This is a genomic window from Dyadobacter endophyticus (genome assembly GCF_014641595.1).
GTDB lineage: Bacteria > Bacteroidota > Bacteroidia > Cytophagales > Spirosomataceae > Dyadobacter > Dyadobacter endophyticus.
In genome coordinates this window covers 755,082-768,305 of record NZ_BMIA01000001.1, presented here as the reverse complement: position 1 = coordinate 768,305, position 13,224 = coordinate 755,082, and the positions used below count along the sequence as shown (strand labels likewise).

General features: G+C 49.7%; 14 protein-coding genes. 2 read left to right on the top strand and 12 right to left on the bottom strand.

Going from position 1 to position 13,224, the window contains the following annotated elements:
- Positions 1-8 precede the first annotated feature (8 nt).
- The 7 genes from IEY24_RS03180 to IEY24_RS03150 all read right to left on the bottom strand — a co-directional run bounded on the left by IEY24_RS03180 (position 9) and on the right by IEY24_RS03150 (position 8,762).
- Entirely contained in the window at positions 9-455 is a 447-nt protein-coding gene (locus IEY24_RS03180; protein WP_188928570.1) for a hypothetical protein, read from the bottom strand.
- Positions 456-580: 125 nt separating this feature from the next.
- Positions 581-2,023, bottom strand: a complete 1,443-nt coding sequence (locus IEY24_RS03175) for a RagB/SusD family nutrient uptake outer membrane protein (protein WP_188928568.1) — start codon at positions 2,021-2,023, stop codon at positions 581-583.
- A 43-nt stretch (positions 2,024-2,066) separates the two neighbouring features.
- The gene (locus IEY24_RS03170; RefSeq protein ID WP_188928566.1) at positions 2,067-5,513 is read right to left on the bottom strand and encodes a TonB-dependent receptor; all 3,447 of its coding nucleotides are present in this window, start codon (positions 5,511-5,513) and stop codon (positions 2,067-2,069) included.
- A 131-nt stretch (positions 5,514-5,644) separates the two neighbouring features.
- Positions 5,645-6,634, bottom strand: coding sequence for a FecR family protein (locus IEY24_RS03165; RefSeq protein WP_188928564.1), 990 nt, complete (start codon positions 6,632-6,634; stop codon positions 5,645-5,647).
- A gap of 21 nt (positions 6,635-6,655) precedes the next feature.
- On the bottom strand, positions 6,656-7,210 hold the full coding sequence (locus tag IEY24_RS03160) for an RNA polymerase sigma factor (RefSeq protein ID WP_188928562.1): 555 nt from the start codon (positions 7,208-7,210) through the stop codon (positions 6,656-6,658).
- Positions 7,211-7,296: 86 nt separating this feature from the next.
- Positions 7,297-8,097: a glycerophosphodiester phosphodiesterase gene (locus IEY24_RS03155; protein WP_229221271.1), complete on the bottom strand. Its 801-nt coding sequence runs from the start codon at positions 8,095-8,097 to the stop codon at positions 7,297-7,299.
- A gap of 293 nt (positions 8,098-8,390) precedes the next feature.
- Positions 8,391-8,762, bottom strand: coding sequence for a hypothetical protein (locus tag IEY24_RS03150; RefSeq protein ID WP_188928560.1), 372 nt, complete (start codon positions 8,760-8,762; stop codon positions 8,391-8,393).
- A gap of 293 nt (positions 8,763-9,055) precedes the next feature.
- Between IEY24_RS03150 and IEY24_RS03145 the strand changes: the two genes are divergently transcribed.
- Together IEY24_RS03145 and IEY24_RS03140 are read left to right on the top strand one after the other, a co-directional pair.
- Positions 9,056-9,454 carry a cupin domain-containing protein gene (locus IEY24_RS03145; protein ID WP_229221269.1) on the top strand — a complete coding sequence of 133 codons (399 nt, stop codon included), beginning with the start codon at positions 9,056-9,058 and terminating at the stop codon, positions 9,452-9,454.
- A gap of 56 nt (positions 9,455-9,510) precedes the next feature.
- Positions 9,511-10,005 carry a CinA family protein gene (locus IEY24_RS03140; RefSeq protein ID WP_188928556.1) on the top strand — a complete coding sequence of 165 codons (495 nt, stop codon included), beginning with the start codon at positions 9,511-9,513 and terminating at the stop codon, positions 10,003-10,005.
- 159 nt (positions 10,006-10,164) lie between these two features.
- Here IEY24_RS03140 and IEY24_RS03135 read toward each other — a convergent pair whose 3' ends face one another.
- From IEY24_RS03135 to IEY24_RS03115, 5 genes are all read right to left on the bottom strand, one after another.
- Complete coding sequence (locus IEY24_RS03135; RefSeq protein WP_188928554.1) at positions 10,165-10,629, bottom strand: PA2169 family four-helix-bundle protein; 465 nt, start codon at positions 10,627-10,629, stop codon at positions 10,165-10,167.
- Between the two features lie 146 nt (positions 10,630-10,775).
- Positions 10,776-11,354, bottom strand: a complete 579-nt coding sequence (locus IEY24_RS03130; protein WP_188928552.1) for a Crp/Fnr family transcriptional regulator — start codon at positions 11,352-11,354, stop codon at positions 10,776-10,778.
- A gap of 28 nt (positions 11,355-11,382) precedes the next feature.
- On the bottom strand, positions 11,383-11,688 hold the full coding sequence (locus IEY24_RS03125) for a response regulator receiver protein (RefSeq protein WP_188928550.1): 306 nt from the start codon (positions 11,686-11,688) through the stop codon (positions 11,383-11,385).
- Between the two features lie 37 nt (positions 11,689-11,725).
- Positions 11,726-12,442, bottom strand: a complete 717-nt coding sequence (locus IEY24_RS03120) for a pirin family protein (protein ID WP_188928548.1) — start codon at positions 12,440-12,442, stop codon at positions 11,726-11,728.
- Entirely contained in the window at positions 12,439-13,068 is a 630-nt protein-coding gene (locus IEY24_RS03115) for an alpha/beta hydrolase (RefSeq protein ID WP_188928546.1), read from the bottom strand. Before IEY24_RS03115 ends, IEY24_RS03120 begins: the two co-directional genes overlap by 4 nt.
- Between the last annotated feature and the right edge of the window lie 156 nt (positions 13,069-13,224).

The window sequence follows — 13,224 nt, the reverse complement described above, 5'->3', positions numbered from 1 at the left end:
ATATGCAATTATTGCGGCCCTGCGGCAGGCGACCCTGCGGCAGGGATTTTGGTAAAAAACCTGACTTCGTACAGTTCCTGGTTCTTCCCGGGAAGGTAAGGCTTCTGGGCCTTTTTCAATATCAGGTGCTCGTCCGAAAGCTTCACGATCTGAAAACCGCTCAGCCGGTGGCCTGTCGAATCGGTATAAACCAGCGAATCGGCGGTTGGAAGCTGGTAACGGTAGGTTTTGAACTTCTCTTTTTTCCGTTCGGTCATCACGCCGTCAGCACCATACTCGAACGTAGACCAATGCTCGTCGAACGTATTGTTGGTAAAACTAAACCCATTGACAAAGTTGCTGATCGAGTCCGTGCGCCACACGCCTGTAAGCTCCCGCTCACGCGTGTTGCAGGCAGTGAGGTTGGCAAACGCAACGGCGATTATGATAAATGGCAGTTTGGAAAACAGAGTCATTGGGTCAACGAGTCATTTGGGGTAAATCGACAAATGTCACGCTGAGCGCAGTCGAAGCACTCGGGTTATCGCTACTATCCTTCGACTGCGCTCAGGATGACATGAACATCCTTCACAATCCTTTATTAATAATTACTATTCTGCTTCAAAACCCCATTACTCAAATCCACCTCACGTTGCGGAAGCGGGAAGTAGTAATGTTTGGGTTTGATAAAATTGCGGCTAGGCTTGAATGGGCCACGGGCGATTTTGTAATGGGCGGCGATGTCGATCAGCCCGGCTTTGTCCCAACGCATCAGGTCCTGGTGACGTTCGTTTTCGCCGGCCAGTTCCACGCGGCGTTCATGCATAATGTCGGCCATTTTCGCGCCTGTTTTAGCAGCAAGTCCGGCACGTTTCCGTACGGCATTCAGTTCGGTATCACCACTCTGGCTTGAACGGATTTTTGCCTCGGCCACCAGCAGGTACACGTCCGCCGAACGCAGGAAAGGTGCGTTCAGGCTCTGGCTCATATCCCCGGCATCGGTAAAACTGGTGTATTTACGGAACGAGTAGCCGGTCACCCGGGTCATGTTGGCAGCGAACGTAGTGGTGCCCGCAGACCCGCGATTTACCTTGTCACCAGGACTATAAATCGAGTACGAACGGCGCGGATCGCCTTTTTCAAACTCCTGCACCAGGTCTTCGATCGGTTCATGGAAACCCCAGCCTCCAAATACCTGCGGTGTGTGGTAAAAGGTAGGTGAATTGTCGGTAGTCCAGCCGGTTTCGTATTGCAGCGAAAACAGGATTTCGGGATTATTCTCGGTCGTGAGCTGGAAGTTTTCGTCGTAGTTACCAGACAGCTTGTAGGCTGCATTACCGATCACTTTTTGCCCCGCTTCAATTGCCTTTGCCCAATTTTCCTGGTATACATACAATTTAGTCAGAAAGCCGTTCGCAGAACCCTGTGTTACCCTGCCTGCTTCGCCATCGGCGTAGCTCACCGGCAGCAGACTTGCGGCCTTCTGGAAATCCGATTCCGCTTGCGCGCGTACTTCGGCGAGTGTTGCCTTGGGTTTGTTATAATTGTTGTTTAGGGCATCCTCTTCCAGGATAATGGGCACTTCGCCGTAAATCAACGAAAGACGCCAGTAGACAAATCCGCGAAGGAAATATGCCTCACCCATGGTGCGGTTCCTCAATGCGTCGTCCATGGCCACTTTCGGGGCGTTGATCAGCACTGCATTGGCGCGAGAGATTACCTCGTATTTGGTGGACCAGGTAGCCAGAATGTGCGAATTGGCGGCATCGAACGTGAACATTTCGAGCGAAGTTTCATCAGAATGGTCGCCTGCGCGGTTCATGTCGTCGGAACAGTTGTCGAACGTGTATTCGGTATGCGCGAAACCGTCTTCGTTCAGCAGCGGGGCGTAAATGGCATTGGTGGCGGCTACCACGTCATCGCCGTTGCGCCAAAACTGCTGAGAAGTAACCTGCCCGTACGGTGTGCTTTCGAGCAGATCGTCGTTACAACTGGTTGCGGCCATCAGAAAAACCCATCCGGCCAGTACATATATCTTTTTCATGTCGGTTATATCTTGATATCAATTAGGGTTGTTCCCGTCCTGGTTAGAATGACAATGTTGCGCCGATGGTCCATGTCCGTGCTTGCGGGTATTGCGCGTAATCTACATTCAGCTGGCTGTAAAGGCCGGCAGCTTTGGAACTCGCATCATTGCCTACATAACCTAACTCGGGGTTCAAGCCGGTGTATTTCGTGATCGTAAAAATGTTCTGCCCGGTAACGTAAATCCGCACCTGCGACAGTTTCACCTTTTCAATCACCGTTTTTGGAATGCTGTAACCCAAAGTGAAGTTTTTCAGGCGGAAGAAATCCCCTTTCTCTATAAACAGGTCGGAAGGACGGAAGTTGCGGTTCGGGTTGTCGATGCTCAAACGTGGTACGGTATTGCTGGTACCCGCGCCATTCCAGCGTTCGCTTGCTTCTTTATACAAATTAAAAGAATAGCTCGCGTCGAGCCCCTGCATACGGTCCGCATTGAAAATGGAAACCCCGCCTACGCCTACGAAGAACAGGTTGAAATCAAATCCTTTGTAATTCAAGCCTGCATTCAAACCATAATTGATCTTCGGTTGCGGGCTTCCTATGATCGTCCTGTCTTTGTCGTCCACAATGCCGTCGCCGTTCAGATCCATGAAACGAACATCGCCTGGATGGATCTGTCCATTGGTTTTACGTGAATCGTTGGCAATGTTCGGGTCGGAGTCGATTTCCGCCTGACTTTGGTATAGACCATCTGCTTTATACCCGTAGAATGTGCCATAGGGATTGTTCTCATACGTGCGGACGATCTCCTGCTGCCCACGGCCGTACAGCTGCGATGCGAGGAAGCCGCCCGGTGTGGCCAGTTGGGTAATACGGTTTTTGATCAAAGTCGCATTTCCACTAACATTCAGGGTCAGATCGCCGAACGAGTGGCGGTAGGACGCCTCGATCTCCACACCCTTGTTACGCAATTGACCGATATTCTGATCAGGAATAACAGAAGTACCGATGGTTCCGACAGAAGGCGGCGCCAGCAGCATTTTTTTAGTATTCTTTACAAAATAGTTAACCGAGACATACAATGCATTCTTCCAAAGTCCTGCTTCTACCCCAAAGTTGGCCATTTCCGCCGTCTCCCAGCCAATTTGCAGGTTTGCCAGCCGGCTTTGCGCAGCGCCTGAAATAGGGCTTTGCGTGCCGCCCGCACCCAAAGCATAGCGGTAAGACGAATTGATCAGTGCCAGATATTGCAGCGAGTTCACGTTCTGGTTACCCAGCTGGCCCCAACCGCCTGTTAGCTTGAAGTTGCTGAATACCGGCAATGCGCTTTTGAAGAAATCCTCTTCCGAAAGACGCCATCCCAGCGAAAATGCCGGAAAGTAACCCCAGCGGTTGCCGGGCGCGAATTTGGATGAGCCATCGGAACGAAATGTGGCCGTAAGCAGGTAGCGGTCCATGAAAGAGTAGTTCGCACGGCCAAACCATGAAGCGAGCGCATCGTAGCTGCGGTTACCATCCTCGCCTGCCACAGACACGATCGTTCCGGCATATTGCAGGTAGCGCAGCGTAGGGTCCTCACTTGCGAAATCGCGGCCGCGTTGTTTGGAAGAAATACTGTTGAATGTCTGTGAAGTATAACCTCCGACTAGATTCAGGCTATGCGCGCCGAATTTCTTGTCATAAGAAAGAAAATACTCCTGCAAGAACGACCAGTATTTACCATGTGTCAGGTCGAGCTGGTTGTAGGAATTCGTACGGAACTGATCATTGACCTTGACCTCGAAATTTGTGCTCTCTGAAAAAGTCGCATCCATGGCAAGGTTTGCGCGCAGTTTCAGGCCTTTCAAGAGTTCCAGCTCGCCGGTGAGGCTCCCCAGGATGCGGTTGCGGATATTATTCTGGTCCTGGTTATCGACGGTAAAAATCGGGTTATTGATGTCCCCGAATGCGCCGATACCTTTTGTTGAACTATAAGAACCATCGGCATTACGGATCGGCAAGCCCGGATGGAAGCGGATAGCGCTCCAAAGCAAACCAGTCTGCGACGAAGTCGTATTCGGCGAGGTGTTGTGTGTATTGGTGAATTGCAGGTTCTGCCCTATTTTCAGCCTCGATCCGATCTTATGATCCGAATTGACGCGGAATGTATACCGCTTATAATACGATTTCCCGATAATCCCCTTTTCATTGTAGTAGCCGCCCGAAATCGAAAATGACGAGTACTTGCCGCCCCCGCGGATCGCCGCGTCGTAATTCTGGGTAACGCCTTGTTTGAGTAATGCGTCCTGCCAGTTGGTTTTCTGGGTCTGGTATTGCGTATCCTCCCAGATCGGCGGAACAGGCAGGCCATCATTTTTATATGCCTCCCGTTTTAATGCGGCCAAATCAGGTGCTTCCAGCATATCGAGTATCTTGATACGGTTGCTGATACCGGCATATCCATTGACAGTTACGGCAATTGGATTATCGAAAGTACCACGTTTGGTGGTGATGATCACCACCCCGTTCGCCGCACGCGTTCCGTAAATAGCGGATGCCGAAGCATCTTTCAGGATCTCGATGGATTCGATGTCATTCGGGTTCACGTCGTTCATCGAACCGGCAGGAACGCCGTCGATCACCACCAGCGGATCGGCATTGTTCACCGTTCCGAAACCGCGGATCTGGATTGTGCCTGCGTCGCCCGGCGCGCCGCCGTTACGGATCACGTTCACGCCCGCTGCCCGGCCTTGCAATGCCTGCTGGGCACCTCCCGACGGAAGGTTCTGAAAGTCAGAACCCTTCACAGAAGATACCGCACCTGTTACGTCCTTTTTTTCCTGAGTTCCATACCCCACCACTACTACCTCTTTCAATGCATTCTCATCAGGAGCCATCGTGATATTAATCACTGAATTGTTGCCCACAGCAGCATCCTGGCTCACGTAGCCAATAAAAGAGAACCGCAGCGTGGCGCCGTTATCCGGCACATTGAGCTGAAACTGGCCATTCTGGTCGGAAGTCGTGCCTTGCTGACTGCCCACGATGAGGATATTCACCCCCGGAAGACCAACGCCCTTCTCGTCGATAACCTTTCCCGTAACTGTCCGGTCGGCTATGGTACCCGCCGTTGTGGCCTGAAAGGGGGCTGCACTTTGCGGGTCGCCCTTTTTTCTGAGAAGAATACGTGAATTTCCTACGACTTCGTAGGAAACGTTCAGGGGAGTAAGCAGTTGGTCGAGCACACGGTTCAGCGAACCCTGCAGCTGTTTGGCAGCAACGGTGCTCCGGCCCTGGATGCTGCCTGAGCTGTATACAAACTTGACGTCGGCCTGTTTCTCGATCTGACGTAATACCTGCCTGATTTCGAGTGACTCGACTTTCAGCGAAATTTCCTTGTTTAGCAACTCCTGGCTATAAACACCGTGCGCCATGGAAATTCCGCAGCATATCAAAGCAAGCAAAAGTTGTTTAGCGGTAGCACTCATGACTTTGTAAACAACCCTTTTGTAGGGTATTTTTTTATGCATAATTTTAAAGGTTTTTGTGAACTGAACAACTCAAAAACAAATGGTATCCTTCTGCCAGGAAGGGTATTTAAACGGCCGGACATGTTAGCGCATGGCCGGCATTTTATTTAAGCTTACCTACTATTTTCCAATCAATTACTACAACCTTCACCGAATATGAACAGCGAAGCCCCACGGCGTTCGTATTCGACATTCACTGCCTTGCAGATCAGATCGAGCTGATCAAACATCGGCAGCTCGTTGAGATCGCCTGTGAAAAGGCAATTCCGCAGCACATCGCCCTCCACGACAATATCAAGACCATAGGTCTTTTCCAGCAATGCCAGCACATCGACGGCAGGCGTTTCAGCGAATTCAAACCTTGCCGCGGACTCGGCCTTCTTGACGGCCACGGGGTTTCTGACAATGCCCAGTTCCATTTTCCGCGACTCCTTGTCAAATACGACTTTCTGGTTGGGCGTCAGGATAAAACCGTTCTTGCCAGATGTCTTGCTGGTCTCGTAAACGGAAACCCGTCCGGAAGCCACCTGTACCTCGATAGAGCCTGCGCCATCATAGGATTTCACATTAAAGCTCGTCCCTAGAACCTGTGTAGCCAGGTTTTCCGTGGACACTATGAACGGTTTTGTCACATCCCTTTTTACCTGAAAAAAGGCCTCCCCATGCAAATAGACCATTCTTTTGCGCTCCCCGAAATGATCTGGATAGCTGATCCGGCTGTTGGGTTGCAAGATCACCACGCTTCCATCTTCCAACGTCAGCCGCTGAGGCTTGTGCGAAGTGTTGCTAACTGCAAAACCTTCGTCATCGCCGTTCCAGATCGAGCTCAATGCTGGAAAATAAGGGACCTGCCCGGGCGCATTATACCAGATAACCCCCGCCAGCAACGACAACGAGGCGGCTACTGCGACCCACCAGCCAATTTTTACCGGTTTTCGCGTTGTAGCTGCCAAAAGTTTCTGCCGGATACGCTGGCCAATCTCCGTTTTTTCAGATAGCAGCACTTCCGAATCATCCGCCGGATTGTCTCTCAGGTATTGTTCCACATGCAAATCCTCCTCTGCTGTGGTTTCCCCGGCGATATATTTCTCAATTAATTTTTCGTAGCTATCAGGTGTCATTTGCGGAGGCGTGTATAGGTTTTAGTTGGCGGAATAATACATCCATAAGTTTTCTCTTAATGCTTTCAATGATTTGGTAATATGGTATTCCACTGCTTTTTCGGAAATATTCAGTTCCTCGGCAATATCCTTCACAGGACGGTTTTCGAAGCGGCTTAGCTGAAATACCCGGCTGGTCTTTTCAGGCAGCTTGCGCATTACCTCGTCCACGGCACGCGACAAATCCGAAAACTGCACGATTTCGTCGGTCGAGTAGGTTTCCTGTATTTTGTTGAGGATCAGATATTCCTGATACCTCCGCCAAGTGATCTGTGACTTAATGAAATTGGTCACCCGATATTTCATCGCAATTACCAGGTAGACGCCCAGGTTCCGGATCTCGGTATCAAGCCGTTTGTTCCAAAGGCTCTCGAATATGTCATGCACCAGCTCTTCCGATTCCTCCCGCGATCCTACCTGGTGATAGGAAATGCAGAACAGCTTGTACCAGTAACGGTCGTAGATCTCCTCGAAAGCACGTTTATTGCCTTCGCGGAGCTGCGTCACCAGCTGTTCATCGGTAAGAAATTTAGTCATGAGGTGGTTCATTACCCGGGTCTGTATGTATAGTCAAACAACTTTCACAAACCCCTAAACGGTATGCGAGATTTTTTTTTGCTATGCTATTCCCGGACGAACTGCCGGAACTCCGAATCGACCTGAAACTCAGCCACACCGTATTGAAGCATACGTTCACAGTCCTTTTTCGCATCGGCCATCATATCTGCTGATTTGCGGTAGTGAAACTTGTTGATCGCCGCCACGACGCGAATGTTGATCTTCCCCGCCCACGCCACGTCCTCCCGCGTGAGGCTGGCCGGTCTTTCGAACAGGTAATAATGCCCGGGACGGTAGCCAGGCTTCTGCATATTCTCCTCCAACTGTTTCCGCGAGCAGCTCAGCCGCACTTTACCCGTAAAGAATGCAGTAGATTCGTCGGTACCGATCATCAGGGCCGAATCTTTGAGGCGATATTTATCCAGCATCCCCATCAATTTATAAAAAAGAGTGGAATCCAGCCCGGCGATCTTGTTATCGAGCATGACGGCCATGTTATTTTCGGCACAAAACCTGAACACATCTTCGAGAAGCATCGGGTGGTTGCCGTCCAGCTTGCTGGTCAGCTTGCGCGCCTCCGCCCAATTCGTCTCCGTTACTTTGCGCGGATCGCCATAGAACCGGTTAAAATCTGCATCATGGTTGGCGATCAAAACACCGTCGGCCGTCACGCGCATATCCGTTTCGACCATTTTGTAATCTTGCCGGGCAGCCTCCCGCAGCGCAGGCAGACCATTTTCCGTGAAAGTGCTATCCACTACCCCTCCCCGGTGCGCGATCAGGGCTACCGTCTTACCCTGTCCATATACGCTGGTAAGGTACATTAACGGAACAAAGGCGAGAATTAAGGAGAGAAGTTGCTTCATGAACGATCTTTTTAAGATGGCAAAGTTATTAATGGAAGTGCTTCCGAAGGCGGCCTTAACAATAACATAAAGTAAGCAAAAACAGACCATTCAGGTGCCCGAAAGCCGATCGCTAATTGAGCCATGCCTATCATTCAACAACTTTGGGAAGATCGTTTTTAGGTGTTTGATTTGTAACAGTCAGCCTGACGAGATCGCACACACTTACAGCAAGCACTATCACACACTTTACTTTTTCTTCAAATAAAAAAGGGCCTTTCGGGCCCTTATGAAGAAAAAATGAAGATCGAAATTTAGATCAGCGTCTCTGCCATTTGCAGAAAGATCGCTCTTTTGTAGTATTCCGGATCGTATTTAACGAGTACCTGAGTGCCTTTGCGGAGGGAATCATACTTTGCAAAAGGAAGCACCTCTCGCATTTCTGACACAAAATCGTTACCCGCTTTCGCTTTCACCTGAACCTGCACCTGAAATTCGGGCAGATTGTTAAGGTATTCACCCGTCGGGCGAATGGCCAGAACGGTAGCGTTCGCCTGAACGCCTTGTCTGAGAATCTTCTTCTTTCTTTCCTCTGCGATCCGCTTCCGAATAGACGATAAAGTCCAAAAAGCTACCATGCAGACCAGAATAAGTGTAGCGCCGATTTCCCTGTTATTAATTTCCACAGCTAGATTTTAGTTAAGAGTGTGATGCCCAAAAATAATGGATTAATTCTAGAAAAAGTCCCATTTCATTTATCCAACGGTCGATCTTCTGATCAAATGGCAAAAGTCATTCGTTTGAGCCAAGTATTTCATGGTAAAAAGCAATTCATAAGGGAGGAAACGGCTCTGGGCTTATATGGGCAAAGAGTTGCTATAACAGGATTTTTTTATAAAATTTATTAAAAAAATTATTAATATCATAATGGCATGATTTTCCTGCGTTGCAAAATCTATTGATCAACCCTTTATCCACCATGTCAATGGAAATTAAATCCAACCACTCGACCGGCAATCGTCCGGAGGGAGACCGTATCCTGGATGCGCCGTACGTTTTCACTGATATTCCCATGTACCTCGAACAGCTCAGGTCAGAAAAATCATGGGCAAAAAACGACCGTAATGCGATTACCGTCTACAAATCGGACAAAATCACCATTGTGATCGCCATCCTGAAATCCGGCGCGACGGTCAACGACCACTCAATCGACGAATGTCTCACATTCCAGGTGTTGTCGGGGGAACTGAAAGTGGAAACAGAAGGGCGGGTATTTTACACCACAAGTGGCCAGATGATGTCCTTCCACGCGCAACTTGCCCATTCAATAAGCGCACTCACGGATTCGGAAATACTCATTACTACTTACAAGGGATAGCGTGGGCTATCTGGCAGAGTTTTTGATCGTGCAAGCCAAAAACTGACAAGCCGACTATGCCATCAACGATTGTAATGCAATGCAGCAAGGCACTCGCCGAGCGCCAACTTACGATTGCGTTTGTAGAAAGTGCCACCGCCGGCAGGCTTTCCGCCGAATTTTCCATGTGCCCCGAGTCAGGAAGTATCCTGAAAGGAGGTCTGGTGTGTTACGACGCCTCATTAAAGGAAAGCATACTACATGTACCCAAAGACATGCTCCGCCATTTCACGCCGGAGAGCGCGGAAGTCACCCGCGAATTAGCCGAGCGGCTGCAAACCTTCATTCCTGCCGACATTCACATAGCCGTAACCGGCCTTACCTGCCCTGGCGGCAGTGAAACACCAGAAAAACCTGTCGGTACCATGTTCGCCCACCTCTGCACCCACAGAAAATCGGTGGCCATCCGTGAAATTTTTTCAGGCCAACCCGAGGAAGTTGTGCTTCAATGTATTGACAGGATTGCTGAACTGATGCTGTCCGAAATGCCGGTTACCGGCAACCAACTTTGAAATCGGAGTAAGGTAATTTAAGGCCGTAGGATGGGAAAGGCAGCCCCCTGTCAAAAACCAAAAGGCCGTATGCCGGCAAGCATGACAAAAGCAACTGGAAAACAAAAAGGGGCCGGTGTAACGCCGCCCCTTTTTGCTGTTGATGAAATGTAAGCTTTATCAGTGGTATGCTTTCTCCGAATCGCGGAGCCGCTTGATCGTATCGTGCCCGCTTTTCAACGTCGCTTTCTGGCGTGTTACCAGTGCGCGAAGTTCAGGGGTCAGCTCATCTGATTCAAGTGCTGAATCGTAGGCTTTTTGCGCGGCGTCTTCACCAAATTCTGAGTTCTCCAGCGAGGTTTTTCGGCCATCGCTGCTGAATGCAGCGCGTACATCCATCCAAATGCGATACAACTTGCCCGATACCATTGTGCCGGTCGCAGGTTCGCCGCCCAAAGCGGTAACCTCGCCAGTCAATTCGAGCACATTGTCACGGCTATGGTTTGCAAGGCTGGTGTAAAGCGAACGAAGATCGGTGTCGCTGCTATCCGTTTCGTCGTAAGCCTTTTCATAGCCGACAATACGGTCATTGTTGATCAGGATCAGGTCATTCAAAGCTTCTATGATTGCTGCATTTTGTGCCATGATTGTTCATGATTAGTGATGCGGCATTCCTAAAAACTATTGTTCCATGCCACCCAGACACAGTATGACGTCGTCGGGCCGGTGATTTGTGGAGGTTTTTGCTCCGTATATGCGGGTGATGAGCCGCTTAATGGAACCATTGAACGCTACTTTTCGCTCAACTTTCTTCTGACCTTGCTGAGAAATTCTGGTGAAAAACCCAGGTATGAGGCAATGTAGTGCTGTGCAACACGCTGTGGGATAGCAGGATATCGATTAAGAAAATCCAGGTACTTTTCGACGGCACTGGTAGATATCGTCCTGAACAGCCGCTCCTGCGTCTGCGCGAGGTTACGTTGCACCATCAGGCGAAACATCCGCTCGAAACCAGGGACGGTTGACAGCAACTTTTCTTTGGTTTCCGGTGTCAGGATCAGCATTTCACAGTCTTCGAGCGTTTCGATGTATACGTGGCTCGGCGTCTGGTTATGAAAGCTTGTAATATCACTAACCCACCAATCCTCGACGGCAAATTGCAGCGTAACCTCCGCGCCGGCGCTGTCGATATAATAGGTACGGATACAGCCTTTGAGAATGTAAGCCTCAAACTGGCAAACTTCCCCCTGCTGCAACAGGAATGTTTTTTTGGGATATGTTTTGAATTGAAGTAATGAGTCGAACAAGTCGAGATCTTCCGGAGTGAACGGCAAACACCTCAGCGCATAGTTGTTAATCTTTTCAAACATATTCAGGTAATAGGTTAGCCACCGGCGGTTAGCCGCCGACAAGTGCGTGCCGGATCTCGGAATAAAGCAGCCCGCTGCCGCCTCCGAAATGGCGTAAACAGACGATCCGCGGGTCGATGGACTGGCACAACGAAGATATACGCTCGCCTGCCTCCTCATCTACGCCGACGCCCAAAAGTACTAAATCGATGGAATTTAGACGAAGCAACTCTTCCGCTTCTTCCAAAGAACCGGCCGGTAACCCACACCAGGATTCGTTCTGGTTGATTAACCGGATGATAGTTTCCAGGATTTCGGGGTGATTGGCAATCGCCAATATGTTGATTTGCGACATGTTACTGATCGTTGTGCCGGGCCGGCAGGTTAACAATCTACCATTTTTCGGGAACCTCCATCACAAGTAAAGAGCTTTTTTCCAAAGATTTGAACGAAACTACCGACTCAGGCCAGAACCCGTAACCGTCCCGTACCGATAACGGTTGGCCTTCCACCTCTACATTCCCTCCAACAACAAAAACATACACGCCATTTCCATCTTTTTTAAGCTGATAACCAATTTCAAAACCTTTATCGAGCTCAGCCAGGTGAAACCAGGCATCCTGGTTGATCCAGACGCCGTCGTCGTCGGGATCGGGCGAGAGGATTTGCTGGAAGCGGTTGTGCCTGTCGCCAGAGGCATATTCCATCTGGTCGTAGCGCGGTGCCACATTCAGTTTATTGGGATATAACCATATTTGAAGAAAAGTAACGGGCTCATCCTGGTCTTTATTGAATTCAGTATGATAAACGCCTGTACCGGCGCTCATTACCTGAATCTCTCCCCGCCGGATCAAAGCCACGTTTCCCAGGCTGTCCTGATGCTCAAGTGTACCTTCCAGCGGGATCGAAATGATCTCCATATTATCGTGCGGGTGCCGGCCAAAGCCTTTACCGCCGTTGACCGTATCATCATTCAACACCCTCAACGCACCGAACTGGATGCGCTGAGGATCGTAATTTCCATGAAAACTGAAAGTCTGTGCACTTTTGAGCCACCCATGGTCGGCAAAAAAGCGCGACGCTGCCGGATGCAGTACGTTTTTTTTCATGATTTCTTTAAAATGGTATTGTTCACCAATTGGATTTCTTCACCAGAAATTGTGTGCGGCCGGCCAGGATAAATCGCCTGGTTTACTACCGCATTCATATCTTCCAGCATCGTGATGCTCTCCTGCACGCGCGAGACGGGCACATGAGGGTCGGGATTACCGGTAGAAACAAATACGGGCGTTAGTTTAAAATCGCCCTTATAATTTCCGATTGCCAGCTCCTGGCCGATCAAACCTCCCGTAAAAGCAATAATCCCTCCATATCTCCGGGCATTGCGCGCAGTATATTCCAGCGTCAGACAAGCTCCTTGCGAGAAGCCGGCGAAATAGATTTGATCGGTTGGGATTCCTGCGGCTTCAATTTCTGCGACAACTTCGCCGACCAGCGCCAGTGCAGAGTCCAGCGCTGGCTGGTTTTGTGCAACCGGGGCCATAAAACTGTAAGGATACCAGCTGTTATCAGTCGCTTGCGGCGCGTAAATCGCCATATCTTCCAGTTTCAAAACCTTCTGCAAGGAAATGATATCGGCAGCAGTTCCTCCCCGGCCATGCAACATTACAATTGCCTTTTTAGCCTGCTGAACAGGTAATCCGCTGGTGATGATTTGTTTGCTATGGGTGTACATGAGTCAATTTTGAATGATTGAATGACTGAATGAACGTTGAATTTGAATGACTGACCGAGTCGCCGGAGCGATGATTGAATGACCGAATAAAGGGACCTCTGTAACTATTCAAAAGTTGAATCATTAACCCCAAAAAACATTCGGTCATTCAACCTT

Bases quoted from the DNA above. Each gene is read 5' to 3' on its own strand.
- IEY24_RS03125 (WP_188928550.1), bottom strand. From the start codon at position 11,688: ATGTCGCAAATCAACATATTGGCGATTGCCAATCACCCCGAAATCCTG.
- IEY24_RS03160 (WP_188928562.1), bottom strand. From the start codon at position 7,210: ATGACTAAATTTCTTACCGATGAACAGCTGGTGACGCAGCTCCGCGAA.
- IEY24_RS03155 (WP_229221271.1), bottom strand. From the start codon at position 8,097: ATGAAGCAACTTCTCTCCTTAATTCTCGCCTTTGTTCCGTTAATGTAC.
- IEY24_RS03145 (WP_229221269.1), top strand. From the start codon at position 9,056: ATGTCAATGGAAATTAAATCCAACCACTCGACCGGCAATCGTCCGGAG.
- IEY24_RS03135 (WP_188928554.1), bottom strand. From the start codon at position 10,629: ATGGCACAAAATGCAGCAATCATAGAAGCTTTGAATGACCTGATCCTG.
- IEY24_RS03120 (WP_188928548.1), bottom strand. From the start codon at position 12,442: ATGAAAAAAAACGTACTGCATCCGGCAGCGTCGCGCTTTTTTGCCGAC.
- IEY24_RS03180 (WP_188928570.1), bottom strand. From the start codon at position 455: ATGACTCTGTTTTCCAAACTGCCATTTATCATAATCGCCGTTGCGTTT.
- IEY24_RS03170 (WP_188928566.1), bottom strand. From the start codon at position 5,513: ATGCATAAAAAAATACCCTACAAAAGGGTTGTTTACAAAGTCATGAGT.
- IEY24_RS03140 (WP_188928556.1), top strand. From the start codon at position 9,511: ATGCCATCAACGATTGTAATGCAATGCAGCAAGGCACTCGCCGAGCGC.
- IEY24_RS03165 (WP_188928564.1), bottom strand. From the start codon at position 6,634: ATGACACCTGATAGCTACGAAAAATTAATTGAGAAATATATCGCCGGG.
- IEY24_RS03130 (WP_188928552.1), bottom strand. From the start codon at position 11,354: ATGTTTGAAAAGATTAACAACTATGCGCTGAGGTGTTTGCCGTTCACT.
- IEY24_RS03175 (WP_188928568.1), bottom strand. From the start codon at position 2,023: ATGAAAAAGATATATGTACTGGCCGGATGGGTTTTTCTGATGGCCGCA.
- IEY24_RS03115 (WP_188928546.1), bottom strand. From the start codon at position 13,068: ATGTACACCCATAGCAAACAAATCATCACCAGCGGATTACCTGTTCAG.